The organism is Saccharomonospora marina XMU15 (genome assembly GCF_000244955.1).
GTDB classification, from domain to species: Bacteria; Actinomycetota; Actinomycetes; order Mycobacteriales; family Pseudonocardiaceae; genus Saccharomonospora_A; species Saccharomonospora_A marina.
Genome location: NZ_CM001439.1, coordinates 2,107,002 through 2,132,556, shown reverse-complemented (window position 1 = coordinate 2,132,556; position 25,555 = coordinate 2,107,002). Strand labels below are relative to the sequence as shown.

Here is a 25,555-nt window from a genome sequence, read left to right as displayed (position 1 = left end):
CATGGATCTGGAACTGGACGAGCAGACAACGGCGTTCCGGGACGAGGTACGCGCCTGGCTGGCGGACAACGTTCCGAAGCGCCCGCTGGCGTCCTTCGACACCGCAGAGGGGTTCGAGCAACACCGCCGCTGGGAAGCGAAGCTGGCCGACGCGCGGCTGTCCGTGGTGTCGTGGCCGCGGGAGTACGGCGGCCGGGACGCGAGCCTGCTCGAGTGGGTACTGTTCGAGGAGGAGTACTACGCCGCGGGCGCGCCGGGCAGGGTGGGTCAGAACGGCATCTTCATGCTCGCGCCGACCCTGTTCTCCCACGGCACCCCCGAGCAACGCGAGCGCATCCTGCCCGCGATGGCACGGGGTGAGCAGGTGTGGGCGCAGGCGTGGTCGGAGCCGGAGGCAGGCAGCGATATCGCAGCGCTGCGCAGCACCGCCACCCGTACCGATGGCGGCTGGCTGCTGTCGGGCCAGAAGGTGTGGAGTTCCCGCGCCACCTACGCCGACCGCGCGTTCGGGCTGTTCCGCAGCGATCCGGACAGTGAACGCCATCGTGGGCTCACCTACGCGATGTTCGACCTGCGGGCCGATGGGGTGCGAGTACGCCCCATCCCGCAGCTCGACGGCGAGCCCGGCTTCGCGGAGATCTTCCTGGACGAGGTGTTCGTCCCGGATGCCGACGTGATCGGTGAGCCGAGCGAGGGCTGGCGAGTCGCCATGACCACCGCCAACAACGAACGTGGGCTGTCGCTGCGCTCGCCCGGCCGGTTCCTGGCAGCGGCCGACCGGCTCGTGCGGCTGTGGCGGGAAACCAGCGGCGACACCGGCACCGCCCTTGCGCAGCGGGTCGCCGACGCCTGGATTCAGGCGCGGGCCTACCAGCTCTACACCTTCGGCACCGTGACGCGGCTCGCCGAGGGTGGCGAGCTGGGACCGGAGTCGAGCGTGAACAAGCTGTTCTGGTCGCAACTCGACGTCGCTTTGCACGAGACGGCGCTGGAACTGCTCGGCCCGGACGCCGAACTCAGCGGCGAGACCGGCTGGCCGGAGGGCTGGCTGTTCTCGCTGGCGGGCCCGATCTACGGCGGCACCGACCAGATCCAGCGCAACGTGGTGGCCGAGCGGCTGCTGGGACTTCCGAGGGGACAACGGTGAGATTCGCGCTATCGGACGAGCAGCGCCAGTTCGCGGAAAGTATCGACCAGTTGCTGTCCGCCTCGGACCCGGCCAAGGCCAACCGGGCGTGGGCACAGGGGCAACACGAGCCCGGCATGCGGATCTGGCAGGCGCTGGCCGAACTGGGAGTGCAGGCGCTCACCGTCCCGCAGCGGTGGGGTGGGATCGAGGCGACGGCGGTGGACCTGGTCGTGGCTTTCGAGCGACTCGGGTACCACGCCGTGCCCGGTCCCTGGGTGGACACCGTGGCGGCGCTGCCCGCACTGCTGCCGCGGGAACACCCACTGGCAGAGCGGTTCCTTCCCGGCGTGGCCTCCGGCGAGACACTTGCCTCGCTGGTGCTGCGACCACACGTACCGTACGCGCTCGACGCCGACGTCGCGCAGGCTCGGCTGCTGCTGGAAGGCGCGGCAATCCGGCCGTTCACCGCTGGCCGGGCACTGTCGTCGATAGACGGCTCGAGGCGGCTGTTCGAACCGGTCCCCGAATCCGACAACGAATCGGAGCCCGTCAACACCGGGCCCATCGACACCGGCCCCATCGACACCGAGGCCGCCTTCGACGTGGGCGCGTTGGCGACGGCGGCGCAGTTGCTCGGCGCGGGCCAGTGGCTGCTCGACGAGTCGGTGACCTATGCCAAGCAGCGCAAGCAGTACGGCCGCGAGATCGGCCAGTACCAGGCGATCAAGCACCTGCTTGCCGATGTGGCCACCGAACTCGAGCTGGCAAGGCCGCTGGTGCACGGCGCGGCCGTCGCGCTGGGTGGCGATACCGCGGCCAGGGATGTGTCGGCCGCGAAGGTTGCCTGCGCGCGGGCGGCTCACCTCGCCGCCCGTACCGGTTTGCAGGTGCATGGTGCGATCGGCTACACCGCCGAGCACGATCTGGGACTGCGACTCACCAAGGTGCGAGCCCTGGTGTCGGCGTGGGGAACCCAGTCCGTGCACCGCACCAGGGTGCTGCACGGCGTGCCCGAGCACGGGCGGGTGGGCTGATGTCGCTCACGCCCACCGAGGAACAGGTCGCCCTCGCCGAGACGATCCGAGCGCTCCTGCGCAAGACCGAACCCGAGGACGCCTGGTCGCTGCTGTGTGAGCAGGTCGGCGTACCTGGATTAACCGTCCCGGAGAGCTACGGCGGCGCCGGAGCCGGCCCGGCGGAGCTGGCCGTAGCCGCGCTGGAGATCGGCAGGGAACTCGCTACCACTCCCCTGCTCGGTTCCACCGTGCTCGCCACAAAGGCCCTGCTGGAGTCGGCGGACGAGCCGGCATGTGAACGACTGCTGCCGCCGATGGCCGAGGGCAGGAGTGTCGCGGCGCTCGCGTGGACGAGCGCCGAGGGACGCTGGGACCCCGAGACAGCCGCGTGCACCGCCGACGGTGCTGTGCTGAACGGGACGGCGCATTTCGTGCTCGACGGCGACGCCGCCGATGTATTGCTCGTCGTCGCGCGTACGGGCGACGAGCTGGCGCTGTTCGAGGTGGAACCCTCCGGGCAGGGCGTGAGCCGCAGGCGCTCGCCCACCATGGACGCCTCGCGCAGGCTCGCCGAGGTGACGCTCACCAGCGCCGCCGGACGCAGGATAGGCACCGGCGACTTCCGGCCCGCGCTGCGCAGGGTACGTGATCTCGGTTGCGCGATACTGGCCGCGGAGCAGGCGGGAGCGGCCGAGCGAGCCTTGGAGATCACGGTGGCCTACACCAAGGAACGCGAGCAGTTCGGCCGCCCCATCGGCGGTTTCCAGGCGCTCAAGCACCGCATGGCGGACATGTACGTGCTCGTGGAGACCGCCCGCTCCGCCGCGCTTGCCGCCGCCACGTTCGCCGACGACCGTGAGCGCCTCGCCGCCGTGGCGAAGGTGCACTGCTCTCGGGCGCTGTCGACCGTCGCGGCGGAGATGATCCAGCTGCACGGCGGCATCGGCATCACCTGGGAACACCCCGCACATCGCTACTTCAAGCGCGCGCACTCCAGCGAGCAACTGCTCGGCAGACCGCACGAGCACCTCGCCAGGGTCACCACCCGTCCCTGAGGTGGAGGCGCTGAGGTGGGGGCGCTGAGGTTGTCGCGGGCCGCGGCGACACAGCTCCCGGCCGAGCTTATGCTGCCCGCATGACAGCGAAGGAGCGCGGTGGGCTGCGGGAACGGAAGAAGGCGGCTACCCGCGACGCCCTCAGCGAGGCCGCGCTGCGCCTCGCGCTGGCACACGGGCCTGAGAACGTGCGGGTCGACGACATCGCCGAGGCCGCCGGGGTGTCACCTCGGACCTACAACAACTACTTCGCGAGCAGGGAGCAGGCGATCGTCTCTGCGGTCACCGCCGAGCGGACGCTGCGGGTTGCGGCAGCGTTGCGTGCCCGGCCGGGATCCGAGCCACTCGCGACGGCCGTGATCGAGGCCGTGGTCGAGCAGTACACGAGCGAGCCCGATGGCGAAGCGCTTGCGATGATCATGTCAACGCCACGGTTGCGGGCGGAGTTCATAGACGCGATGTCCGCCCTCAGGCCGCCGCTTGCCTCAGCGATCGCGGACCGGATCGGCGACACCGCCACCATGGCCCCCGCCGTACTGGCCGCCGCGGTCTCGGCCGCCGCCAGGGTGGCGGTGGAGCGATGGGTCGACACCGCCGACGACGATCGCTCGACAGGCGCGGGACTAGTGGTCGTCACAGCCGATCGAACATTGCCCTCACTGCTGCGCGAGGCGCTTGGTCAGGTTGCCCCCGCGCTGGAGGCGGCCGACCCGACCCGACGATCGACCGAACAGTCCTAACGGGACATTCCATTGTCCGGCTCCGATCAGGGGTGGCGGTCCGCGAGGACACAGAACTCGTTGCCCTCCGGATCGGCGAGCACGACCCAACTCTCGTCACCCTGTCCGACATCGACGGCTCGAGCACCCAGATCGAGCAGCCGGCTGACTTCCTCGGCTTGGTTTCTGTCGGTCGGGTTGACGTCGAGGTGGAGCCGGTTCTTGACGGTCTTGCCCTCTGGCACGTGCGCGAATGTCAACGTCGGTGGCACAGGGCCAGGGCGGCTCCTGCCTTCGGGTAACGCGGGCGGGCCGATCGTGACGACTCCGTCCTCCTCGTCCTGAATCTGGTAGTCGAGCACAGAGCACCAGAATCTGGCCAGCCCGCGGGGATCGACGCAATCGATCGCGAGTTCGGTGAACTTACTAGTCATGTCAGGCCCTCCCAGTCAGGTATCGAGTTCACACTAACCGCCGTGTTGTGCGGAGAGAGCCATTTCCACCCGATCGTGTCGAACAAACGTTCGAATGCCGTGCTAGCTTTGTCGTGTGTCCGATGTGAATCCGCTCAAAACGACTTCCTCGCCCGAGGCCGTTGCCAGGCTGTCGGGAGGCGAATTGCTCACCACACTGCGGCAACTCGAGGTGCTCAACCGGCTGGTGTACGCGGCATCGCTGCGTGTGCTCGCCGAGCTCGAATCGCGGGGAACGGCTCGGGCACTCGGCTATGCAGGGACAGGCGCTCTGCTACGCGATGTCGGCAACCACAACCCCGGACACGTCCGACGGCTTCTCGCGCACACCCGCGCGCTCAACCGCTCGTACACGCCGTCAGGGGCGCGAATCGAAGCGAAACTACCACACGTAGCGGCGGCGCTGGAGGAAGGCGAGCTTGGCCAACACGTCGAGGCGATCCGTGCGTCGCTGGAAGCACTTCCGTCGGCGGTGTCCACACCAGACCGCGCGATCGTCGAGTCGATCCTGTGCGAGGCGGCGACCAGCAGCGAGCCACGGATCGTCACCAAGCTCGGGCGCGAGATCCGCGCGAGACTCGACCCGGAGGGCGACCGGCCGACCGAGGCGGAGCTGACGAGACCGGATCGTTGGTTGGAACTGCGCCAGCGCGCCGATGGTGGCATCACAGGCATGTTCGGACTTGATCCGGAGGCTGGCGCGCTGCTTACCGCGCTGCTGTCACCCCACACCGCGCCTCGCGCCGACGAGCAGGGGCCGGACCGACGCGGCCGTGACGAACGCTACGGCGACGCCCTGGTGGACGTCCTGCAGCTGGCAGCGCGCTGTCCCGAAGCACCCACCGAGGCGGGAGAACCGGTGACGCTACTGGTCACCACTCACCTGAATGAGCTGCGGCAAGGGATCGGCAGGGGGCTCGTCGACGGTCATCTGAACATGCCCGTGGCGCAGCTTGAGCGAATGGCCTGTGACTGCAATGCGTTGCCGGTTGTGCTCAGCAGTCGAGGTGAGACTTTGGACATCGGGCGTGCGAGCCGCACCGTCCCTCGCCGAATCCGCCGCGCGCTCGTCCGTCGGGACGTCGGCTGCACCTTCCCCGGATGCGGTCGGAAAGCGAAATGGTGCCAGGCACATCACATCGTTCACTGGGCGGACGGTGGCCCGACAGCCCTGCACAACCGCGCGCTCGTCCGCTCGGCACACCATCGCGTACTGCACCACACGGACTGGGAGCTCACCGTGATCAACGGGCGACCCTGGTACGTACCACCCGAGCACATCGATCCGGATCGCGCTCCGCGCCGCAACACACTGCACACGGCCCGAGCCGGCGCGGGACCGCCGCTTCCAAGCGGAGCACCGAGAACTCCCCTGCTATGGGAACCGTTCACGAACCACTCACGAGAGGAAAGAGGCGCTCCAATGATGCCGCACTCACACCTTCGCGCCCAGGATGAGGCCGCTGGTCGGCACTCCGGTGCCCGCCGTGACCACAACGTTCGACACTTCGTCCGGTTGGTTCACCGAGGTTCCCCTGAGCAGCCGCACTGCCTCGGCGATGCCGTTCATCCCGTGCAGGTACGCCTCGCCCAACTGGCCGCCGTGGGTATTGCACGGCAGCCTGCCGCCGAGTTCCAGGTTGCCGTCGCCGACGAAGTCCTTGGCCTCGCCCCGTCCGCAGAAGCCCAACTCCTCCAACTGGGGAAGGAGCAACGGCGTGAAGTGGTCGTAGAGAATGGCGGCGTCGATGCTGTCCGGGCTCAACCCGCTCTGCTCGTAGAGCTGGGTTCCAACCAGTCCCATCTCGGGGATGCCGGAGATGGACGGGCGGTAGTAGCTCGTCATCATGTGCTGGTCCACACCGGAACCCTGAGCCGCCGCGGCGACGTAGGCCGGTGGCTGCGGCAGGTCGCGGGCGCGCTCCTCGGACACCACCACGATCGCCTGCCCACCGTCGGTTTCCTGGCAACAGTCAAGCAGGTGCAACGGCTCGGCGATCCACCGGGACGCCTGGTGGTCGGCGAGGGTGATCGGGCGCTGGTAGAACCAGGCCGCCGGATTGTTGGCCGCATGCTTGCGCATCGCGACCGCGACCCGCCCGAAGTCCTCACTGGTGGCCCCGTACTCGTGCATGTAACGCCGCGCGAACATCGCCACCCACTGCGCCGGGGTAGAAAGGCCGAACGGGGTCATCCACGAGTAGGCCGCACGGTCGGCGCTGCTGCCCAGCGGGCGGTCCGCCTGGCCGAGCCCGTAGCGTTCACCGGAACGTTCGTTGAAGGCTCGGTAGCACACAACGACCTCGGCCACGCCGGTCGCGATCGCCATCGCGGCCTGCGCGACGGTTCCGCAGGCGGCACCGCCGCCGTAGTGGACCCGGGAGAAGTGCTTCAGTTCCCCGATGCCGGTGTTACGGGCAATGTGGATCTCGGAGTTGGTGTCGGCGGTGAACGTGACCAGACCGTCCACATCGGAAGGCTTCAGTCCCGCGTCGGCGATGGCGGCCAGCACGGCCTCGCAGGCCAGCCGCAGCTCGCTGCGGCCGGAGTTCTTCGAGAACTCGGTGGCTCCGATGCCCACGATGGCGGTGGCGTTGGAGATGCCGGTGGACCCGGTCACGCTGTCACCTCCCTGGTGAAGAGCACGGAAACCGTGCCTTTCACGTGGGTGCCGAGACCGTTCTCGCCGCGCACCGCGATATCGACCGAGCCTGCGTCCTTGCCGGTCACCTCACCGGTGAGCGTCATGGTGTCCCCGGGATAGTTGGGTGCGCCGAGGCGAATCTTGATGGCACGTACGGTCGCTTCGGGGCCTGCCCAGTCGGTGACGAATCGGCTGACCAAGCCGTTGGTGGTGAGGATGTTCATGAAGATGTCCTTGGACCCGCGCTCCCGCGCCAGTTCGGGGTCGTGGTGCACGTCCTGGTAGTCCCTGCTGGCTATAGCGGTCGCCACGATCAGGGTTCGAGTGAGGGGGATCGCGAGTGCCGGAAGGGAGTCACCCACAGCGATGTCGGAGTAGCTCGTCATGCCGTGGCCACCTCCGCGAGCACGGAGCCGAGCCGGTCGATGTCGGCGCTCGGGCCGCCAAGTGTTCCGGCGATCTGCTTGCCCCAGAGGTAGTGGCGGTGCACCGGGTAGTCGATGTCGACGCCGATGCCACCGTGCAGGTGCTGCACCCGGTGGACCACCCGCTGGCCCGCGTCCGTGGCCCACCACTTGGCGACCAGGGCGACGCGTTCGGCGGGTTCGCCGGCATCGAGATGGGTCACGGCGTTCCACATGGTGACGCTCATGGCTTCGATGTCGATGTAGCAGTCGGCGAGTTGGTGAGCCACGGCCTGGAAGGTCGCCAGTGGCCTGCCGAACTGCTTGCGTTCGCTGAGATAGCTCGCGGCGTGCCGTAACGCGCCTTCCGCGACGCCGAGTTGCACGGCGGCGAGCGCCACGTAGGCGCGATGCAGCGCGTCGCGCAGGGCGGCGGGTCCCCCGACCGCCTCCGCGGGTGTACCGTCCAGCCGCAGGTGGCCGCACGGCTGGTGGCTGGTGGTGTCCGCCGCCTGCCAGGTCAGCCCGGTGGCGCTGGGGTCGACGACGAACAGTGCGGGGCCCTCGTCTCCGGTGGCGGACACGAGGACCGCGCGCGTCCCTTCCGGCACGGGAACCGACGCCTTGGTCCCGGTAAGCAACCACCCGCCGCCCGCGCGCTCGGCGACGCACTCCGGGCTCGCCGGGTCGGCGGCGCCGAACTCCTCCAGCGCGAGTGTGAGCCTCGCCGAACCGTCGGCGAGGCAGGACAGCAGCGACTGCTGCTCGCTTCCGTGCGTGGCGAGCACCAGCGCGGCCACGGCGGAGGGCCACAGCGGAACGGGGGCCACCCGCTTTCCCTGCTCCTGAAGCACAACGCAGAGCCCGCCCATACCGAGTCCCGCGCCGCCGTGGTCCTCCGGCAGCGCGATGCCGAGCAGGCCCGCTTCGGCGAGTGAGTGCCACAGCTTCTCGTCGATTCCGGTGCTCTCGACGGCACGAACCCGTTCCGTCGTAGCGGTGTCGGCGAAGATCTCCGATGCGAGATCCCGTACCGCCGTGAGTTCCTCGCCCAGCGTGAAGTCCATCAGCCCTCCTCGTGCGCCGAGCCCGGCGCCACGGGCCGGAACACCGGAAGTGTCAGTTCGTCGTCCGCGTCGAGCCATTCGAGCCGCACCGGAATACCGATCTCGACCTCCTCGGGTGCGATGCCGACCAGGTTGGTGATCAGCCGGGTTCCCTCCGCCAGTTCGACGACCGCGACGATGAGTGGGTACTCGAACGCGGGATGCTTTGGATGGTGTGCCACCACATAGCTGTAGACGGTGGCCTGTCCATTCGCCTGCACGGTGTCCCAGTCGAACGAGCCGCACTCCGGGCAGCACGGCCCCGGCGGGTGGCGCAACAACTCGCAGCAGGTGCAGCGCTGGATCAGCAGCCGGTGCTCGCGGCAGGCGTCGAACCAGAACGCGTTGTCCTGGTTGAGCGCGGGGCGTGGCCGGGGCGCCGCGGGTTCGTCGCGCTCGGGCTCGTCCGCGGGGCGGAACCGCAGCAACCGCCACCGTTGTGTGGCCACGACCGCGCCGGCCTCGTCGGTGTAGGTGCGCAGGCTGGTGAGGAAGTGACCGGTGCCCAACGCCGTCCGCTTCTGCGGCGACACCGACTCCAACGTCTCCGACACGCTCACGCGGTCACCGGGGATCAGCTCGCGGAAGAACTCGAACTCCGAGTCGGTGGCCACCACGGAGGTGAAGCCCGCCTCGTCGAGCAACGCGAACAACTCCGCCTGTGCATCCGTTCCGCCACTCGGCGCCTGGGTGGCCGCGAATCCGCGCATGGTCCAGGCCTGCATCATCGCCGCGGGCGCGACCACGTCCGGGCGGCCGGTGGCACGGGCGGTGTGGGAGTCGAGGTAGATCGGGTTGGCATCGCCCATGGCCTCGACCCAGTGCCGGATCATGGGCAGGTTGACCTCGTCCTGCGCGCGCTGCGTCGGGCGCAGTTCGCGGCCGACGAACGACTGCAGCCGCTGCTCGAGTGTCTCGCTCATGCGCCACGCCCCAGTCGAGGCAGTCCGAGCCCCTGTGTGGCCACCATGTCGCGGAGCACCTCGTTCACCCCGCCGCCGAAGGTGTTCACGATGCCCTGCCGGGAGAGCTGCTCCACCTGCCCGGACAGCACGGCTCCAGGGGATTCCGGCCGGATCCGGCCCGCGGCGCCGAGCACCCCGAGCAGCAGCCGCTGCACCTCGACGTGCGTCTCGGTGCCGTAGACCTTCGTACCGCCCGCTTCCGCGCCGGAGAGGGTTCCTTCCCCCGCCGACCGGACCATCTTCCAGTTCATCAGCTGCATCGCCTCCAGCCGCGCGTGCGCCCTCGCCAGGTCCTGCCGCACCCACGGGGTATCGATCGCGCCGTTGTCCTTCGCCCAGGCGAGCACCCGCTCCCACAGTGCGGTCATCCGCCCGCCCAACGCGGCGAGTCCCACCCGCTCGTGGTTGAGCTGCGTTGTCATCAGCTTCCAGCCACCGTTGACCTCACCGACCAGGTCACCGTGCGAGACGCGAACCCCGCTGTAGTAGGTGGCGGTGACCGTCATGCCACCGACCGTCCTGATAGGACTCCAGGAGAAGCCTGGATCCTTGGTGTCGACGATGAGGATCGAGATGCCCCTGTGCTTCGGCGCTTCCGGATCGGTGCGGCAGGCCAGCCAGATGTAGTCGGCCGTGTTGGCACCACTTGTGAAGATCTTGCTTCCGTCCACCACCCAGTCGTCCCCGTCACGCACCGCCCTCGTGGTCAGTGACGCGAGGTCGGTGCCCGCGGCCGGTTCGGTGTATCCGATCGCGAACACGATCTCGCCCGCGAGAATTCCGGGCAGAAACCGCCGCTTCTGCTCCGGTGAGCCCTGCGCCATCAGCGTGGGCCCGACCGTGTTCACGGTGACGAACGGGAACGGCAGCCCGGCGCGCTGGACCTCGTCGAAGAAGATGAACTGATCCTCCATCGACCGTCCCTGGCCGCCGTACTCGACCGGCCAGCCGATGCCGAGCCAACCGTCGGCGCCCAGCCTGGCCACCACGTCCCTGAAGTACTGGCCGCCGACACCTTCCTCGCCCGCGCGGCGGCGCACTTCTTCGGGAAACAGCCCCGCGAAGTAGGACCTGAGTTCGGCGCGCAGCCGGCGTTGCGCCTGTGTCTCGCGCAGTTGCATGTGCTCTCCGCCGTTCGTGAGTGAACGAATTCAGACAGGAGTCTGTCACTGGCATAGACACTTGTCTAGGCTCGTGGTCGAATAGGGTGTGGCCATGTCGAAGCACAGTTCCGCGGGCGGCACCCGGGTGGTACGCAGGGTGCTTTCCAGCAACCAGGCGGCCACGCGGGACAAGCTCATCGACGCGGCGATCGAGGTCGCCACCGAAAGTGGCTACGAGGGCGCGGGGGTTCGGGAGGTCGCGGCCCGCGCCGGAGTGTCACCCGCCACTGCCTACCAGCACGTCAGCTCCAAGGACCAGTTGCTGATCGAGGCGCTGCTCGCGCTCGGCGACCGTGTCACCGAGAACGTGCGGGCCCGGCAGCCTTCCAGCGCCGATCCCGCGGGGCGGCTGATGGAGGTGTTCGCGCGCATCATGCGCCAGGCGGCCCAGAAGCCACTGCTCTACCAGGCCCTGTTCCGAGCCTACGTAGGCGGCTACCCCGCCGTGGCCGGGTCGGACGAGGCGATCGGCTTCGGGCCTGAACGTGCCGCGTGGATCGGGGCCGCACTGCGGGCGGGCGGCAGCGGTGGGTACGACGACGCCGAGATCGACTCCGCGGCACGGATACTGAGCACGATGTTCCTCGGCGCGATCGTCGGCGTCGCCGCGGGCCGCGACGCCGAGGAGGTTACCGACATCCTCGGCGAGGCGGTTGCGCGCCTGCTTCCGGACAGGCGGTAGCCGATCACGAAGCCGTCTTGCCGCCCGCGCGCCCGAAGTACGCCTGCCGGACCAGTTCCACGTCGTCGGCCCTGCCCGCGTCGGTGGCCAGCACCACCCGCCCGACGTCGAGCACGCTGACATGATCGGCGACGCCCACCGCGGCCTCGACGGCCTGCTCGACCAGTAACACGCCGAGCCCGCTCTCGGTGAGAACCCGGACGGTGTCCATCACCTCGTTGACGATGGCGGGAGCCAGGCCGCCGGAGGGTTCGTCGAGCAACAGCAACGTGGGATCGGCCATCAGCGCCTGCCCGATCGCCAGCATCTGCTGCTGACCGCCCGACATCGCGCCCGCCGACACCGTGCGGCGCTGGCCCAACACCGGAAACAGCTCGTAGATCCGCTCGACCGACTCCTTCAGCGTGCGCCGCTTCACGCCCCTGCCGTACCCGCCGAGCAGCAGGTTCTGCTCGACGGTCTGCCGGTGGAAGACTCGTTTGCCTTCCTGCACGTAGGCCATTCCCCTGCGCACCCGCTGGTGCGGCGGCAGCGTCGAGACGTCCACACCGTCCAGTTCCACGGTCCCCGAGGAGGCCTTGTTCAGTCCTGACACGGCGCGCAAAGTGCTGGTCTTGCCCGCGCCGTTGCGGCCGAGCAGCGCGGTCACCTTGCCCGGCCACACGTCGAGGTCGACGTTCCAGACCACCCGCATGTCGCCGTACCCGGTGGAAAGCCCACGCACTCGCAGGACCGGTCGCTGCTCACCGCTCATCCTCGCTGCCCCTCACCGGCTTCGGCCACTGTGACCCCGAGGTACTCGCTCAGCACCCGCTCGTCGTTCTCGATGACCTCCGGCGGACCCGAAGCGATCACCTCGCCCTGCGCGAGCACCACCACCTCGTCGGCGAGATCGAGGACGAGGCGGAAGTTGTGCTCCACGAGCACCACGGCCGCCCCCGCGTCGGAGATCCGGCGGATCAGTTCGGCGAGGCGACACACCTCGTCCTCGTCGAGCCCGGAGGCGACCTCGTCCAGCAGGACCACCCCGGGTCTGCTGACGAGTACCTTCGCCACTTCGAGCAGCCGTCGCATGCCCAGCGGCAGTGACACCGCCTCGGTGTCACGCAGCTGCCCCATCCCGACCAGGCTCAGTGCCTGCTCGGCCTCGGCCACGTCAGCGGTCCTGACCCTGCGAAACCGCGGCAGGCGAAGGACCGCCGAAAGCATCGAGGCTCGCTGCCCCGCGTAGCGGCCGGAGATCACCACTTCGAGCACCGAGAGCCCCTCGGGGATGTTCGGCGTCTGAAAGGTGCGCGCCACACCTTCCCTGGCGACGCGATGCGGTGTCAGCCGCTGCACCTGGCGCTCGCCGATGCGGATGTGTCCGGAGTCGGCGCGGTAGAAGCCGCTGACCATGTTCAGCAGCGTGGTCTTGCCCGACCCGTTCGGCCCGATCAGTGCGGTCACCTTGCCGGGGCTCGCCGTGAGGGACACCCCGGCCAGTGCCTGGTTGCCGCCGAAGGCCTTACGAACCCCTGCCACTTCCAGCGGCCGACCCGGCAGCGCGGGCACCTCGGAGTCCTCGGAGTCCTCGGAGTCCTCGGAGTCCCCGGCCTGCCCGCCCGACGGCTTCGGCGCTCGCGCCGACGACAGCCCCGCCGCTCGGTCGAGTCGCGCGATGAGCAACCAGTACAGCCTGGCGAGGCCGCCGCTGAGCAACACACCGCCCACGACGAGGAAAGCTCCGTAGACCAGTAACGCGTACTGCTGGAACTCGGTGGACTGGTTGGGTCCCAGTTGCATGATGGCCGCACCGACGAAAGCCCCGTAGACGCTGGTCGATCCGCCGAGGATGGAGGCTGCCAGCACCGAGGTGGCCAGTGTGAATCCGAACGCCTCCGGTGAGATGTAAAGGTCGAGGTTGGTGAACAGCACGCCCGCCAGGCCCGCCGGTAGCGCACCGAGCGCGTAGGCGAGCAGCTTCATCCGAAACACCGAGATGCCCATCGACGAGGCGAGCACCGGGCTCTGCTTCAGCACCCGAAACGCCAGCCCGTGCCGTGAGGTCACCAGGTTCCGCAGCACGACGAACCACAGCACGGTGACACCGGCGATCACGACGTAGAGCGCCTCGGGTTCCAGCACCTCACCCAGCAGTGTGGCCTCGGCGATCCCGCTGAGCCCGCTGCGGCCACCGGTGACCTCGCCGAACGCGGCGATCACATCGGGCACGAGCAACACCAGGAAGAACGAGGTCAACGCCAGTGACCAGTGGCCAAGGCGCAGCCCGGGAATGCCGGTGACAACGCCGACGGCGAGCGCGACGACGCCGCCGGCCACCAACTGCAGCACGATGTCGGTGTGTCCGGAGACGGAGAGCAGCCCCGCGGTGTAGGCGCCGGCCGCGAACATGGCGGCCTGGCCCAGCGCCAACTCCCCCGCGTAGCCCAGGCTCAGGTTCAGCCCGCTGACCAGCAGTGCGAGCACGCAGACGAGCTGCACCTGCCGCGATGCGGCGAAGTCCAGTCCCGCCAGCGGCAGCAGGATCAGCACCACCCCGGCGGCCAGCGGAAACACCCATCCGGGAAGCGCGCGCACGCGGCACCAGATCGCTGTCATCTCACACCGCCCGTTCTCGGGTTCGGGTGAACAGCCCGGAGGGACGCACCAGCAGGATCACGATCAGCACCACGAACACCGTGATTCCGCTGTACTCGCTGCCGAGCCGCAACGCGGCGAAGGTCTCGATGAGACCGACGCTCAGCCCGCCGACCAGAGCTCCCGGCAGCGAACCGAAGCCTCCGATCGCCATGGCTACGAACCCCTTCACCGCGAGCGCCACACCGAGTGTGGCCACGGCGAAGGTCTTCGGTCCCACGAACAGCCCGAGCACCCCCGCGAGCGCGCCGGAGAAGGCGAACGCCGCGAAGGCCAGCCGCCGCACGTTGATGCCGCGCAACGTCGCGGCTTCGCGGTCCTCGGACATGCCCAGCAGAGCCAGCCCCAGCAGCGTGCGCCTGCCGAGCAGGCCGAGCAGCACCACCAGCAGCACCGCGACGGCCAGCAGCGCGAGTTCCACCGGGTACACCCGGCCGCCGAGGACGTCGAGCAGTTCGTCGGAGGCGAAGAACGGCACCGTCAGCGGTTCACTGCCCCAGATGAGCTGCGTCGCCCCGTTGAGCAGCGTGGCCACGCCGAGTGTGGTGACCAGTTGGGTCTTGTGGTCGCTCACCGGGCGTACCGCGAACCGCTCTTCGAGCGCGGCCAGCAACATCACCGTCAGCGTCGCCATGAGCGCGACCACGAGCACCGGTAGGTGCAGCGTGACCAGGCCCGTGTAGGCGACGAAGGTGCCCACCATCAACAACTGCGCGTGTGCGAAGTTGAAGCTGTGCGAGGAGATGTAGACGATGTTGTAGCCGATGGCGACCAGTGCGTAGACCGCGCCGAGCCCGAGCCCGGACCACAGCAGCGTCACAGTGCTACCCGCCTGCCGTGCCGAGGGCGGGTCATTCGTCGGCTCCTCTGAACTGCCCGTTCACGATCTTGGACGGAGCGACGAAGGCGAAGACGTCGTCACCGACGTTGGGTGCGTGCTCCTGCGCGGTGAAGTGGTAGCTGTCCAGCACCACCGTCTTCGCCTTCCCGAGAACCTCCTTCTTCTCCAGCGCCTCCGCGAGCGCGGTGGCGTCGTCGGTGGAACCGACGTGCTCCGCGGCGGCCGCCACGAGAGGCAGCGCGTCGTAGTGGTAGGCGAGGATCAGCGTGGTCGGGATCTCGCCGAGGCCGGTCATCGTCTCGACCATCTTGTTGACCTTGTCGGCCTGCTCGGAGTAAACGGTGCTGGAAAAGACCTGCATCCTGAGGTTGGTGACCAGTTCGGTGCCGAGCATGCCACTCGGCGGTTCGGTGGAGACGAGTTTGGTCGCCGACACGGAGGTGTTGCCGAGCACCGGAACGTCCCAGCCGAGCCGGTCGAGGCTGCGCAGCAGGTAGCCGACGGGCGGGCCGTAGCCGTCCATCACGAGGGCATCGGGGTTCTTGTCACGCAGCCTGCTCAGCTGCGCCGTCATGTCCAAACCCTCGACGTCGTATTTCTCGATGCCGGTGACCTCGATACCCGCGTCGCTGAGAACCTGGCGTGCCATCGGTCCGAACGCCTCGCCGTAGGAGGTGTTGCCGTGGATGACGCCGATCGAACCGTAGCCCTGCTGCTGGATGTGCGGCAGGAAGCCCTCCACGTAGTCCTTCGGACTCGGTGAGAGGTCGAAGTTGAGTGGGAACTGCTCGGGATCGGCCGAGTTCTCGGTGGGGCCGATGTTGAAGGACAGGATCTGCTCCCGGTTCAGGATCGGCAGTACCGCTGAACTGACGTTGGAGGGGCCGGAGGAGAGGTAAAGGTCGGGCTTGTGCTGCCCGGTGGTGGCTTCACGGAGCTTGGTGATGGCCACCGACGGGTCGCCCGCGTCGTCGACCACCTCGATCTCGACCTTGCTGCCACCGATGCCGCCCGCCTTGTTGATGTCCGCCACGCCTGCGCGTGCCGCCAGCACGGCCGTCTCGGCATTGGCCGCGAGCACACCCTGCGCGCTGAGCCCGGCGCTGACCAGCACGCGATAGACACCGTCACCGTCCGTGCCGGACGCTCCACCGCCCCCGCATCCCGCCAGCAACAACACGGCCGCGACCACCGCGACAAGCCGGACTCTCATGGCGTCCTCCTTTGGACTCCTACCCAGAACCAAGCGCTTGCTTGTCTGCACGCAACCTAAGCAGGCCACCCCCGCACGTCAAGGGCGGAGCCGATAACAGCGACCTTCCCGTAACGCAAGCAATCCGCACCGGTGAGCGGAACGTGCGCGGAGGACGACGAGCAGTGGCGGGGTCAATCCCCCCGACAACACCGGACGGCCGATCGCGACTCCTGCCGAAGCAGCCGGCGCACCGCGGGGCGGGATATCTTGCCGGTCTCGGTGGTCGGCAAAGACTCGAACGTGATCATCGTCCGTGGCACTTTGAACGCGGCCAACCGCTCGCGGCAGTACGCCAGCAACTCCCGGGTGTCCAGCACCGCGCCCGAGGCCGGCACGAGGCATGCCACCAGCCGCTGCCCCTGCCGCTCGTCGGGCAGGCCCAGCACCACGGCTTGCGCGACGCTGCCGTGCTCGACAAGGACGTGCTCCACCTCTCGCGGGTAGACGTTGAAACCGCTGACGATGACGACGTCTCGCGCCCGCGAGGCGATGCTGAGATCCCCGTCGGCATAGCGCCTTCCGATGTCAGCGGTATCGAGCCAACCGTCCCCGCGCAGCACCCGCCGTGTCGCTTCCTCCTGGTGCAGGTAGCCAGGCATGACGTTGTGCCCTCGCACCCAGATCCTGCCTTCGGCTCCCGTGGGCAGCGGGCGGCCCTGCTCGTCGACGATCTGCACCTCGAGGTCACGCAGCGGGGTCAGCTTGGCGAGGTCGCCGACCCCGCGCTCGGGCACCTCGCCCACGGCGACGGTGCCGCAGGTTTCGGTCAGCCCGTATCCGACGAACATCCGCTCGATACCCGCCCGCGAGCATGCCTGCCGCATCCGCCGCAGTGAGACGTCGGCGCCTCCGGTGATCGCCATCCGGCAGCCTGGCACGGGCTTGCCGTCACCGGCGGCGAGATCGAAGAAGATCGTCGGGGGACCCACGATCACGGTCAGTCGCTGCCCGCGCACCAGTTCGGACAACCCCTCGGCCCGGTAGTGCGGCACCAGCCTGATCGCCGCCCCAGCGTGCAGCCCGATGAGCAGCACACCGTTCAACCCGAAGGAATGGGCCAGCGGGACCGCACCGAGCAACCGGTCGTCGGCTCGCAGCTGCAGCCTGCGGGCCACCTCGCCGTAACAGCGCGCCAACTGGCCGTGCGTCATGGGTACGAGTTTCGGCTCGCCCGTGGTTCCGGAGGTGGACAGGATCACGGCGACGTCGTCGGCAGCCGGCAGGTGTGGTGGTCGTGCGGCGACGCGTCGCGAGTCGAGTTCTTCCGGGGCGAGCACGGTCGGCGCCGAAGGCCAGCCCTCCCCCGGCACGGCAACGACCAGCCTCGGCCCGACCCGCTCCACCACGCGGGCACGCTCCGCCTCAGGGGCGCCGTAACCGATCGGCACCAGCGTGGCCCCGGCGAACAGCGTCGCGAAGGCAACCTCCACCCATGCGACCGAGTTGCGTCCGCACAGCACCACACGATCGCCCGCTCGCACACCGTTCTCGCGCAAGGCCGCGGCGAGGGAGGCCGACCTCCGTGCCAGCTCCCGGTAGCTCAGGCCGGTTGCTTCGTCCCACACCGCGAGCGCCTCGCCGCGCTGATTCGCCTGCCACAGGCACAGTTCGACCAGCGTGGATGGCTCAGCATCGAAGGCCATGGCCGCATTGAATCACGCCGGGGCGCGAACTCAGCGCCGCGTGAACACCATTCCCTCGTAGCCGTCCGAGCGCACCTGGTCACAGCTGGTGCGATAGTTGCCGAACCCGCCCGCGTAGGGCATGAAACCCCGGGGCTTGCCCTCGATGTTGGCTCCGGTGTACCAGGAGGAGGCCATCGGGAAGAGCGTACGGCGTGAGACCTGTTGTACGTGCTCCGTCCACTTCACCGCCGCGTCGTGGCGGGGCTCCACCTGGTCGATGCCGTTGGACGCACACCACGTCACCAGGTCGGCGACCCAATCCACCTGTTGCTCAGAGTGCAGCACCATGTTCGCCAGCACCGAGGGGCACCCCGGCCCACCAAGATTGAACAGGTTCGGAAAGCCCGGGATGCCGAGGCCGAGGTAGGTCAGTGGTCCATGCGCCCACACGTCCTGTATCCGAACGTCGTCCCTGCCGCTGAGCGCCATTCGCGACAACGAACCGGTCATCGCGTCGAACCCGGTGGCGTAGACCAGCACGTCCAATTCGTACTCGCCACCGCCGGTCCGGATTCCGGTCTCGGTAATGCGCGTGATCGGTTCCCGCCGCAGGTTCACCAGCCGCACGTTCGGCCGGTTGAACGTCTCGTAGTAGCCGATGTCGGTACAGATCCGCTTGGTGCCGATGGGATGGTCGGTGGGAATCAGATCCCGCGCCGTCACCGGGTCATGCACGATCCGGCGAATCTTTTCCTCCGCGAATCGACGTGCGACATCGTTGGCCGCGAGGTCGGACATCTGGTCGGGAAAGGTCTTGCCGAACAGCACTCCGCCCTGCTGCCATCTGGCCTCGAGCGCGGCGCGGCGCTCCTCCTCCCCGATCTCCAGCGCGCCCTTCGGGTACGGCTCGTGCGGTGTTCCCGCAGGCGCGTAGGCGGACTTGCGTCTGCGCGCCGGGTAGTCGGCACGAATCCGTTCCCACTCCTCGTCGCTCAGCACCTGGTTGGGCATCGGGACGCTGTAGTTGGCGGAACGCTGGAAAACGGTCAGCGAGGCGGCCTCACGAGCCAGGATCGGTATCGACTGGATTCCCGACGATCCGGTGCCTAACACCCCGACCCGCCTGCCCTCGAAAGAGGGTGGATGATGCGGCCAGTTCGCCGTGAACAGCACCTCACCGGCGAAGTCGGCGGCACCGGGAATGTCCGGGGTGTGCACCGCCGACAGGCAGCCGGTCGCCAGTACCAGATACCGTGCGCGCAGCGTGTCCCCGGTGTCGGTACCGACAGTCCACATCGAGTCCTGTTCGTCGAAGCGCGCGCACGTGACCCTGGTTTCGAACCTGATCAGGCACTCCAGGTCGAAGCGGCGCGCGACGTGCTCGAGGTAGGCAAGGATCTCCGGCTGCGCCGCGTATCGCTCGCTCCAGCGCCATTCCTGTTGCAGCCGTTCGTCGAAGGAGTAGGAGTAGTCCACACTCTCCACGTCACACCGCGCGCCGGGATAACGGTTCCAGTACCAGGTTCCGCCCACACCGGGCGCGGCCTCGACACCCTGCACGTCGAACCCGTCCTGCCGGAAGCGGTGCAACGCGTACAACCCCGCGAAGCCCGCCCCGACCACGAGCACGTCGCGCACCTGCTGGCCGGAAGCGTTGCCACCCATACCAAACCCCTCGCGGTCGCGAATCTCACTATTTCGTTAGCGACTATATCTACTAGGCATACTCCGGCCAACCCTCCATCGCGACGTCGCAGTTCGCGCGGGGTATCCTGACGCCCATGTCGAACGACGAGGCGAGCGAGGCACTACCCTCGCTGCGGCCCACCAGCTGGGCGGTACTCGGCCTGCTTTCCTTCGGTTCCGAGCTGTCCGGCTACGACCTGAAGAAGTGGGCCGACTGGAGCCTGCGGTTCTTCTACTGGGCTCCTTCCTACAGCCAGATCTACAGCGAACTGCGCAGGCTGGAGGAGCACGGTTTCGCCACCTCACGAGTGGTCACCAAGGACGACGTCCGAGGTAAGCGGCTCTACGCGATCACCAAGGAAGGCGAACGCGCCATCGCTCGCTGGGTCAACGAGACACCCGCCGAACCCGCGGTACTCAAGCACGGCGTGATGCTGCGGATGTGGCTCGGCCACCTCGCCGACCCCGAACGACTCCGCGACCTGCTGGTCTCGCATCGGGAGCAGTCCGAGAAGATGCGGGTTCGCGCGGTAGCGGACACCGAGGGGGCCGCCAAGGACCCGAACTGGGCCTACCCGGAGCTGGTGTTGCGATGGTCGCAGCGCTACTACGAGTCCGAACGCGACCGAGCCGACGCCATGCTGGCCGACCTCGATCGGCTGGCACGCGAACGGACCAAGAGCGGGCGCAAGCGGGCGAAGCGACCCCGAGTCCCGCGTTCCTGAACGCAGAACTCGCGGGCAGCAGCGGGGGACCCGCGGGCGGGAGCGGGGGACTCGCGGTGGGTCAGGCGGTGGCACCGCCGTCCACCACGAACTCCGCTCCGGTGCAGTAAGCGCTCGCGTCGCAAGCCAGGAAGGCCACGACGGCCGCCACCTCGCCGACCGTGCCCGCACGGGGCAGCGGCAGGTGGGACAGGTCCAGTGTGGCCGCGTCGATCATCGGCGTGTCGACGGCGCCGGGGCACACACAGTTGACGCGGACGCGGGGCGCCAGTTCCCGCGCCGCGGACCGGCTGGCACCGCGCAGCCCCCACTTGGCCGAGGCGTAGCCGATCGCACCCGCGTGTCCGCGCAACCCGGAGATCGAAGCGACGTTCACGATCGCCGAGCCGTCCGGCATCCACGGCGCCACGGTACGCATCCCGAGAATCGGCCCGAGCAGGTTGACGTCGAGCAGTTCCCGCAGCAGCTCCTGCGAGGTCTCCGCCAGCGGCGCCTTGTGGTAGATACCGGCGTTGTTCACAAGCACGTCGAGCCGGCCGTGCGTGTCCAGCGCCCTCGCCACGACCCGCTCCCAGTCGGCGGCATCGGCGACGTTCAGCCGATCGAACGATCCCTGTTCGCCCAGCGCCGACGCCACGTCGGCACCCTCGGTCTCGCGCGTGTCGGTGACGATCACCTGCGCACCGAGTTCGGCGAACAACCGCGCCTGGGCGGCCCCCTGCCCCCTTGCCGCGCCGGTGACGAGGGCGACCTTGCCCGCGAGCGACACCAGCCCGGCCATCAGCGCCCACCGGCATCGAGCAGGCTTCGCATGTCACGCCACAGCAGTCGCCGGGCCGACTCGGCGGCGCGAAGCGAGGCGAAGGTCAAGAACCCGTGGAACAACCCGGGGTAGTCGCGATGCACCACGGTGCCGCCCGCCTCGCGCAATGCCTTGGCGTAGGCGTGCCCCTCGTCGCGCAGCGGGTCGAGGCCCGCCGTGACGACGACCGCGGCGGGCAGGTCGGCGTGTCCGGGCGCTCGCAGCGGCGCGACCAGGTGCCGCGGGCTCGGCAACGGCAGCCCCTCCCCCAGATACTGCGTCCAGTACCAGCGCATCGACGCCTCGGTGTTGTAGTAGCCGTCGCCGTAGCGGCGGTAGCTGTCGGTGTCGAACGACGGGTCGATGACCGGGTAGGCCAGTACCTGGCCCGCGATCGGCGGCCCGTCGTGGTCACGGCTGAGCAGGCAGGCCACGGCGGCGAGGTTTCCTCCCGCGCTGTCTCCGGCCACCACAAGCCTGGCCGGGTCACCACCGAACCGTGCCGCGTTGCGCGCGGCCCAACGCACCGCGGCGTCGGCGTCGTGCGCCGCCGCGGGGGCCCGATGCTCCGGAGCGAGCCGGTAGTCCACCGACACCACCAGCGCCCCGGTGTGTCGCGACATCGCACGGCAGAAGCCGTCGTGGGTGTCGAGGTCACAGAAGACGAACCCACCGCCGTGGAAGAACACCACCACCGGGTGCGGAGGCTGCCCGTGCGGGTGGTAGACGCGCACCCGCAGCGTCGTCCACCCGGTGTCGAACGTGTGCTCCTCGGTGCCACGCACGTCATCGAGGTTGGTCACCGGCTGCCTGCGCGCGGCGACGGCGGCGCGTGCCTGCTCACCCGTCATCTCGTGCACCCGGGGAAAGCCCTCGTTCAACAGTGTCAGCAGCTCGCTGACTTCGGAGTCCAACACCGACACTCACCTCCTCGATCCCGGCAGCAGCGCCAGCCTGCCGTGCTCGGCGAACTCGTTCTCCAGTCGCTGCCGGTGCCGCGGCTCGAACGGCCGGTACCGCCGCGAGCGGCCCTCCCGCCACCACAACGGATCGGTGGTGTGCCACGCGGCCGCGCGCAGCGGCTGCTTGTTGACCTTGCCGTTGCCGGTCACCGGGACGGCGTCGACGATCCGGACGAACCGGGGGCGCCACTTGGTGCCCAGATCCGGCTGCCCGTCGAGAAACCTGGCGAAGTCCTCCGGGTCGAACCGCTGCCCCTCGTGCAGTTCGAGTGCGCACATCACCTCGTCGCCGGTGCGCGCGTCCGGGACGGCGTACACCACGGCGGCCGAAACCGGTCCGTAGCGCCGCAGGATGCGCTCCACCGGCGCGGCGGAGAAGTTCTCGCTGTCGACCCGCAGCCAGTCCGAGGAGCGGCCTGCGAAGTAGAAGAAGCCGTCGCTGTCGCGATAGGCGAGGTCGCCGCTCCAGAAGTCCTCACCCCGTATCCGGTCGGCGGTGGCCTCGGGGTTTCGGTAGTAGCCCTCGAACGCGCTCGCCCCGCCGATGGCGACGAGCTGGCCGATGGCCTCGGGATTGAGCAGCCTGCCGCCTGCGTCCAGCTTGGCACGGGGGCATTCGGCACCGGTGTGCTCGTCGAGCACCCGCACGTCGAGGCCCGGCACCGGCTTGCCGAGCGCGCCCGGCGGGGTGTCGGGGGTGCGGTTGATGCGCAGCACCCCCTCGCTCAGCCCGTAGCCCTCGGTGACCGTGCAACCGAACCGGCGCTGGAAGCGCTCGACATCGGACTCCGAGGCCTCCGTACCGAAGGCCGCCTCCAGCGTGCTGTGGCGGTCGCGGGGGTCCTGCGGTGTGGAGAGTACATAGGACAACGCACGGCCTACGTAGTTGACGTAGGTCACGCCGTAGCGGTGGATGTCGGCGGAGAAGCCCGATGCGGAAAACTTGCGCGCCAGCACCATCCTTGCGCCCACGGCGGTCGCGGGCGCGAGGTTCATCATCACCGAGTTGCCGTGGAACAGCGGCATGCAGACATAGGTGACGGAGTCGCGCCGCAGCCCCACGCGGTCGGCCATCGTGCGTGCCAGCAGGCCGAGCCTGCCCTGGCTGACGACGACCGCCTTCGGCGCGCCGGTCGATCCCGACGAGAACAACAGCAGCAGCATCGACTCGGCCGAGGGAGGCTCGGCGGGCAGCGCCGCCTCCCGGTAGGGCGCGAGGAAGCGTTGGTAGTGTGGGGAGTCCACGTCGAGGACGCGCTCGGCGGGCACGCCGTGTTCCAGGCCGTCCAGCAGCTGCCGCTGCCTGGACTCGGTGACCAGCAGGTCGCAGTCGGTGTGTCGGATGTCGTGCGCGAGTTCCGCGCCGCGACGGCTGGGGTTGATGCCCACCAGCACCGCGCCGGCCAGCGCGGCGGCACCCAACCAGAACACGTAGTCCGCGATGTTGTCCAGCAGCACGCCGACGTGCCGCTGCCGGTCGGCCGGGGCAGGTACCTCCGCCTCGACGGCGGCGGCTCGCTCGGCACACTCGCGCACGATCCGCGCCCAGCTCCATCGGCTGTCACCGAAACACATCCCGATCGCCGCGTCGTCGGCACGAGAACTCAGGATCTCGGCGAAAGTCTCCACCCGCGACTGCTCCCTTCTCATGCCGCCACGTTGTGGCACGCGAGGTAGTGGTCTGTGCCGACGGCACGCAGCGGGGGCTCCTCACGCGCGCAGCGTGCTGTGGCCAGCGGACACCGCGTGCGGAACCGGCAGCCGCTGGGCGGGTTCAACGGCGACGGCAGTTCCTGCTGTGCAGGCGCATCACCGGTGAGCTGCTCGACCTGCTCGACGCCGGGAACCGATTCCAGCAGCAGCCTGGTGTAGGGATGCCGTGCCGAGGCGGAGATGTCCGCCGACGGCAGCACCTCGCAGGTCTTGCCGAGGTACATCACCATGATGCGGTCACTGATGTTCTTCACCACGGCGATGTCGTGTGCTATGAAAACCATGCTCAGCCCGTGCTCGTGTTTGGCGTCCTCCAGCAGATTCAGAATCTGCGCCTGCACCGAGACGTCCAGACTGGACACCGGTTCGTCGCAGATCAGCACGTCGGGTTGGAGCAGCAGCGCCCTGGCGATGCACACCCGCTGGCACTGCCCTCCGGACAGCTCGTGCGGCCTGCGCCGCCACACCGTCGCCGGATCCAGCCCGACCGAGGAAAGCACCGACTCGACACGTTCGCGTGAGGGTGGCTGTCCCCACATCCTCGGCCCTTCCGCGACGAGGTCGGCGACCCTTCGCCTCGGGTTCAGTGACGACACCGGGTCCTGCAGGATCATCTGCAGTTTCCTGCGTTCGCGCCGCAGCGCCCGGGGCCGCAGCCCGGTCAGTTCGTTGCCGCGCAGCCGCACCGAACCCGACGTCGGCGGCGGTAGCTGCATGGCCGCGCGGCCCGTCGTCGACTTGCCGCAGCCGGACTCGCCGAGGATGCCCAGCGTCTCTGCCTCGAACACGTCGAAGCTGACGCCGGAAACCGCGTGTACCCGCTGCGATCTTCCTGCGGGAAACTCCACCACCAGATCGCGAACGGACAGCACCGGGGTTCTCCCGTGCCGGTGCTCGGCTGCGGCGGTCATCGCATCGCTCCTTCCGAGGCGGGGTGGTGGCAGGCGAACACGTGTCGCGGCGAGTCCGCCGCGGCCACCGGCTCGGCGGCGAGCTCGTGGCATGTGGCATCGGCATGGCGGCAACGTGGCGCGAAGGCGCAGCCGGGTGCGGGCGCGACCATGTCGGGCGGTGCGCCCTCGATGGCCTCCAGCCGGGAGTGCGGCGGGTCGGCCAGCTTCGGTATCGACGCCAGCAGCGCCTCGGTGTAGCGATGTCGTGGCCGTGAGAACAGCTCCGCCGCCGGGGCGGTCTCCACGATGCGACCCGCGTACATCACCGCGACCCGGTCGGTCCTGCCCGCGACCACCCCGAGGTCGTGACTGATGAGGACGATCGCCATGCCGAGTTCGGTCCGCAGGTCCGCCAGCAGGTCCAGGATCTGCTTCTGCACGGTGACGTCCAGCGCGGTGGTCGGCTCGTCGGCGATCAGCAGCTTCGGGTGGTTGGCCAGTGCCATCGCGATCACCACGCGCTGCCGCATGCCGCCGGACAGTTCGTGCGGATACTGCCCGAACCTGCGCCGCGGTTCCGGGATTCCCACCAGGCGCAGCAATTCCTCCGCTCGCGCGCGGGCCTTTGCCCTGTCCAGCCGCTGGTGCTTGCGCACGGTCTCCGTCAGGTGCGCGCCGACCTTCTTGACCGGGTTCAACGCGGTCATCGGGTCCTGGAACACCATGCCGAGCCGCGATCCCCAGAGCGCGCGCCTGCCGGAGGAGCCGATGGCGTGCACATCGACGCCGTCGAAGAGCACGCTGCCGGTGACGGTCGTGCCCGCGCCCGTGGTGTGCAGGCCCATGACGGTCCGGCCGAGCACCGACTTGCCCGATCCGGACTCCCCCACGATGCCGAACGTCTCGCCCTCTGCGATGGTGAACGAGACGCCGTCCACAGCGGTCAGCTCGCCTCGTTCGGTGCGCAACCGGGTACGCAGGTCGCGCACCACGAGCAGCGGCGCCCGGCGCGTGCTCGGCGGCGTCGCGGTCGGCATAGCAGGGGTCGGTTCCATTG

General features: G+C 68.9%; 23 protein-coding genes and 1 pseudogene. 7 read left to right on the top strand and 17 right to left on the bottom strand.

The window, feature by feature from the left end; genetic code table 11:
* The first annotated feature begins 1 nt into the window (after position 1).
* The 4 genes from SACMADRAFT_RS10115 (at position 2) to SACMADRAFT_RS10100 (ending at position 3,940) form a co-directional block, all read left to right on the top strand.
* Complete coding sequence (locus tag SACMADRAFT_RS10115; RefSeq protein WP_009153712.1) at positions 2-1,147, top strand: acyl-CoA dehydrogenase family protein; 1,146 nt, start codon at positions 2-4, stop codon at positions 1,145-1,147.
* Positions 1,144-2,163, top strand: a complete 1,020-nt coding sequence (locus SACMADRAFT_RS10110; protein ID WP_009153711.1) for an acyl-CoA dehydrogenase family protein — start codon at positions 1,144-1,146, stop codon at positions 2,161-2,163. The genes SACMADRAFT_RS10115 and SACMADRAFT_RS10110 overlap by 4 nt, the downstream gene beginning before the upstream one ends.
* Positions 2,163-3,200 carry an acyl-CoA dehydrogenase family protein gene (locus tag SACMADRAFT_RS10105; RefSeq protein WP_009153710.1) on the top strand — a complete coding sequence of 346 codons (1,038 nt, stop codon included), beginning with the start codon at positions 2,163-2,165 and terminating at the stop codon, positions 3,198-3,200. Before SACMADRAFT_RS10110 ends, SACMADRAFT_RS10105 begins: the two co-directional genes overlap by 1 nt.
* Before the next feature lie 80 nt (positions 3,201-3,280).
* Positions 3,281-3,940 (top strand): TetR/AcrR family transcriptional regulator, encoded by a 660-nt coding sequence (locus SACMADRAFT_RS10100; RefSeq protein WP_009153709.1) that lies wholly within the window; start codon positions 3,281-3,283, stop codon positions 3,938-3,940.
* Positions 3,941-3,966: 26 nt separating this feature from the next.
* Here the strand turns inward: SACMADRAFT_RS10100 and SACMADRAFT_RS10095 are convergent, their stop codons facing one another.
* A complete protein-coding gene (locus SACMADRAFT_RS10095) occupies positions 3,967-4,353 on the bottom strand; it encodes a VOC family protein (RefSeq protein ID WP_009153708.1) in 387 nt (128 codons plus the stop codon).
* 115 nt (positions 4,354-4,468) lie between these two features.
* On the opposite strand from SACMADRAFT_RS10095, the pseudogene SACMADRAFT_RS31365 reads away from it, so the two are divergent.
* Positions 4,469-5,413, top strand: a pseudogene (locus SACMADRAFT_RS31365) (DUF222 domain-containing protein); the annotation flags it as partial.
* A 414-nt stretch (positions 5,414-5,827) separates the two neighbouring features.
* Here the strand turns inward: SACMADRAFT_RS31365 and SACMADRAFT_RS10085 are convergent.
* The 5 genes from SACMADRAFT_RS10085 to SACMADRAFT_RS10065 are packed head-to-tail and all read right to left on the bottom strand — an operon-like array spanning position 5,828 to position 10,632.
* Entirely contained in the window at positions 5,828-7,012 is a 1,185-nt protein-coding gene (locus SACMADRAFT_RS10085) for a lipid-transfer protein (RefSeq protein ID WP_009153707.1), read from the bottom strand.
* Positions 7,009-7,422, bottom strand: a complete 414-nt coding sequence (locus SACMADRAFT_RS10080; protein WP_009153706.1) for a MaoC family dehydratase — start codon at positions 7,420-7,422, stop codon at positions 7,009-7,011. Before SACMADRAFT_RS10080 ends, SACMADRAFT_RS10085 begins: the two co-directional genes overlap by 4 nt.
* Positions 7,419-8,507 carry an acyl-CoA dehydrogenase family protein gene (locus tag SACMADRAFT_RS10075; protein ID WP_009153705.1) on the bottom strand — a complete coding sequence of 363 codons (1,089 nt, stop codon included), beginning with the start codon at positions 8,505-8,507 and terminating at the stop codon, positions 7,419-7,421. Before SACMADRAFT_RS10075 ends, SACMADRAFT_RS10080 begins: the two co-directional genes overlap by 4 nt.
* On the bottom strand, positions 8,507-9,469 hold the full coding sequence (locus tag SACMADRAFT_RS10070) for a bifunctional MaoC family dehydratase N-terminal/OB-fold nucleic acid binding domain-containing protein (RefSeq protein WP_009153704.1): 963 nt from the start codon (positions 9,467-9,469) through the stop codon (positions 8,507-8,509). Before SACMADRAFT_RS10070 ends, SACMADRAFT_RS10075 begins: the two co-directional genes overlap by 1 nt.
* On the bottom strand, positions 9,466-10,632 hold the full coding sequence (locus SACMADRAFT_RS10065) for an acyl-CoA dehydrogenase family protein (RefSeq protein ID WP_009153703.1): 1,167 nt from the start codon (positions 10,630-10,632) through the stop codon (positions 9,466-9,468). Before SACMADRAFT_RS10065 ends, SACMADRAFT_RS10070 begins: the two co-directional genes overlap by 4 nt.
* Before the next feature lie 94 nt (positions 10,633-10,726).
* Between SACMADRAFT_RS10065 and SACMADRAFT_RS28495 the strand changes: the two genes are divergently transcribed.
* Entirely contained in the window at positions 10,727-11,356 is a 630-nt protein-coding gene (locus SACMADRAFT_RS28495; RefSeq protein ID WP_009153702.1) for a TetR/AcrR family transcriptional regulator, read from the top strand.
* 4 nt (positions 11,357-11,360) lie between these two features.
* Here the strand turns inward: SACMADRAFT_RS28495 and SACMADRAFT_RS10055 are convergent, their stop codons facing one another.
* From SACMADRAFT_RS10055 to SACMADRAFT_RS10030, 6 genes are all read right to left on the bottom strand, one after another.
* Positions 11,361-12,110 (bottom strand): ABC transporter ATP-binding protein, encoded by a 750-nt coding sequence (locus tag SACMADRAFT_RS10055; protein ID WP_009153701.1) that lies wholly within the window; start codon positions 12,108-12,110, stop codon positions 11,361-11,363.
* On the bottom strand, positions 12,107-13,957 hold the full coding sequence (locus SACMADRAFT_RS10050; RefSeq protein ID WP_009153700.1) for a branched-chain amino acid ABC transporter ATP-binding protein/permease: 1,851 nt from the start codon (positions 13,955-13,957) through the stop codon (positions 12,107-12,109). The genes SACMADRAFT_RS10055 and SACMADRAFT_RS10050 overlap by 4 nt, the downstream gene beginning before the upstream one ends.
* Before the next feature lies 1 nt (position 13,958).
* Positions 13,959-14,816, bottom strand: a complete 858-nt coding sequence (locus tag SACMADRAFT_RS10045) for a branched-chain amino acid ABC transporter permease (protein ID WP_009153699.1) — start codon at positions 14,814-14,816, stop codon at positions 13,959-13,961.
* 31 nt (positions 14,817-14,847) lie between these two features.
* Entirely contained in the window at positions 14,848-16,050 is a 1,203-nt protein-coding gene (locus SACMADRAFT_RS10040) for an ABC transporter substrate-binding protein (RefSeq protein ID WP_009153698.1), read from the bottom strand.
* Positions 16,051-16,223: 173 nt separating this feature from the next.
* Positions 16,224-17,735, bottom strand: coding sequence for a class I adenylate-forming enzyme family protein (locus SACMADRAFT_RS10035; RefSeq protein ID WP_009153697.1), 1,512 nt, complete (start codon positions 17,733-17,735; stop codon positions 16,224-16,226).
* A 30-nt stretch (positions 17,736-17,765) separates the two neighbouring features.
* A complete protein-coding gene (locus SACMADRAFT_RS10030) occupies positions 17,766-19,382 on the bottom strand; it encodes a flavin-containing monooxygenase (protein ID WP_009153696.1) in 1,617 nt (538 codons plus the stop codon).
* Positions 19,383-19,498: 116 nt separating this feature from the next.
* Here SACMADRAFT_RS10030 and SACMADRAFT_RS10025 point away from each other — a divergent pair, with 116 nt between their 5' ends.
* On the top strand, positions 19,499-20,128 hold the full coding sequence (locus SACMADRAFT_RS10025) for a PadR family transcriptional regulator (protein WP_009153695.1): 630 nt from the start codon (positions 19,499-19,501) through the stop codon (positions 20,126-20,128).
* Between the two features lie 61 nt (positions 20,129-20,189).
* Here SACMADRAFT_RS10025 and SACMADRAFT_RS10020 read toward each other — a convergent pair whose 3' ends face one another.
* From SACMADRAFT_RS10020 to SACMADRAFT_RS10000, 5 genes are read right to left on the bottom strand one after another with little or no spacing between them, the layout of a single operon-like run.
* Positions 20,190-20,909, bottom strand: a complete 720-nt coding sequence (locus SACMADRAFT_RS10020; protein ID WP_009153694.1) for an SDR family NAD(P)-dependent oxidoreductase — start codon at positions 20,907-20,909, stop codon at positions 20,190-20,192.
* Entirely contained in the window at positions 20,909-21,847 is a 939-nt protein-coding gene (locus SACMADRAFT_RS10015) for an alpha/beta hydrolase (protein ID WP_009153693.1), read from the bottom strand. Before SACMADRAFT_RS10015 ends, SACMADRAFT_RS10020 begins: the two co-directional genes overlap by 1 nt.
* 6 nt (positions 21,848-21,853) lie before the next feature.
* Entirely contained in the window at positions 21,854-23,542 is a 1,689-nt protein-coding gene (locus tag SACMADRAFT_RS10010) for an AMP-binding protein (RefSeq protein WP_009153692.1), read from the bottom strand.
* Positions 23,539-24,516: an ABC transporter ATP-binding protein gene (locus SACMADRAFT_RS10005; protein ID WP_009153691.1), complete on the bottom strand. Its 978-nt coding sequence runs from the start codon at positions 24,514-24,516 to the stop codon at positions 23,539-23,541. The genes SACMADRAFT_RS10010 and SACMADRAFT_RS10005 overlap by 4 nt, the downstream gene beginning before the upstream one ends.
* Complete coding sequence (locus tag SACMADRAFT_RS10000; protein ID WP_009153690.1) at positions 24,513-25,553, bottom strand: ABC transporter ATP-binding protein; 1,041 nt, start codon at positions 25,551-25,553, stop codon at positions 24,513-24,515. The genes SACMADRAFT_RS10005 and SACMADRAFT_RS10000 overlap by 4 nt, the downstream gene beginning before the upstream one ends.
* Between the last annotated feature and the right edge of the window lie 2 nt (positions 25,554-25,555).

What these genes read in the sequence shown, in the direction of transcription:
- SACMADRAFT_RS10115 (WP_009153712.1), top strand. Translation starts at nt 2, where the DNA reads ATGGATCTGGAACTGGACGAGCAGACAACGGCGTTCCGGGACGAGGTA.
- SACMADRAFT_RS10105 (WP_009153710.1), top strand. Translation starts at nt 2,163, where the DNA reads ATGTCGCTCACGCCCACCGAGGAACAGGTCGCCCTCGCCGAGACGATC.
- SACMADRAFT_RS10100 (WP_009153709.1), top strand. Translation starts at nt 3,281, where the DNA reads ATGACAGCGAAGGAGCGCGGTGGGCTGCGGGAACGGAAGAAGGCGGCT.
- SACMADRAFT_RS10095 (WP_009153708.1), bottom strand. Translation starts at nt 4,353, where the DNA reads ATGACTAGTAAGTTCACCGAACTCGCGATCGATTGCGTCGATCCCCGC.
- SACMADRAFT_RS10080 (WP_009153706.1), bottom strand. Translation starts at nt 7,422, where the DNA reads ATGACGAGCTACTCCGACATCGCTGTGGGTGACTCCCTTCCGGCACTC.
- SACMADRAFT_RS10075 (WP_009153705.1), bottom strand. Translation starts at nt 8,507, where the DNA reads ATGGACTTCACGCTGGGCGAGGAACTCACGGCGGTACGGGATCTCGCA.
- SACMADRAFT_RS10070 (WP_009153704.1), bottom strand. Translation starts at nt 9,469, where the DNA reads ATGAGCGAGACACTCGAGCAGCGGCTGCAGTCGTTCGTCGGCCGCGAA.
- SACMADRAFT_RS10065 (WP_009153703.1), bottom strand. Translation starts at nt 10,632, where the DNA reads ATGCAACTGCGCGAGACACAGGCGCAACGCCGGCTGCGCGCCGAACTC.
- SACMADRAFT_RS28495 (WP_009153702.1), top strand. Translation starts at nt 10,727, where the DNA reads ATGTCGAAGCACAGTTCCGCGGGCGGCACCCGGGTGGTACGCAGGGTG.
- SACMADRAFT_RS10055 (WP_009153701.1), bottom strand. Translation starts at nt 12,110, where the DNA reads ATGAGCGGTGAGCAGCGACCGGTCCTGCGAGTGCGTGGGCTTTCCACC.
- SACMADRAFT_RS10050 (WP_009153700.1), bottom strand. Translation starts at nt 13,957, where the DNA reads ATGACAGCGATCTGGTGCCGCGTGCGCGCGCTTCCCGGATGGGTGTTT.
- SACMADRAFT_RS10040 (WP_009153698.1), bottom strand. Translation starts at nt 16,050, where the DNA reads ATGAGAGTCCGGCTTGTCGCGGTGGTCGCGGCCGTGTTGTTGCTGGCG.
- SACMADRAFT_RS10035 (WP_009153697.1), bottom strand. Translation starts at nt 17,735, where the DNA reads ATGGCCTTCGATGCTGAGCCATCCACGCTGGTCGAACTGTGCCTGTGG.
- SACMADRAFT_RS10030 (WP_009153696.1), bottom strand. Translation starts at nt 19,382, where the DNA reads ATGGGTGGCAACGCTTCCGGCCAGCAGGTGCGCGACGTGCTCGTGGTC.
- SACMADRAFT_RS10025 (WP_009153695.1), top strand. Translation starts at nt 19,499, where the DNA reads ATGTCGAACGACGAGGCGAGCGAGGCACTACCCTCGCTGCGGCCCACC.
- SACMADRAFT_RS10020 (WP_009153694.1), bottom strand. Translation starts at nt 20,909, where the DNA reads ATGGCCGGGCTGGTGTCGCTCGCGGGCAAGGTCGCCCTCGTCACCGGC.
- SACMADRAFT_RS10010 (WP_009153692.1), bottom strand. Translation starts at nt 23,542, where the DNA reads ATGAGAAGGGAGCAGTCGCGGGTGGAGACTTTCGCCGAGATCCTGAGT.
- SACMADRAFT_RS10005 (WP_009153691.1), bottom strand. Translation starts at nt 24,516, where the DNA reads ATGACCGCCGCAGCCGAGCACCGGCACGGGAGAACCCCGGTGCTGTCC.
- SACMADRAFT_RS10000 (WP_009153690.1), bottom strand. Translation starts at nt 25,553, where the DNA reads ATGGAACCGACCCCTGCTATGCCGACCGCGACGCCGCCGAGCACGCGC.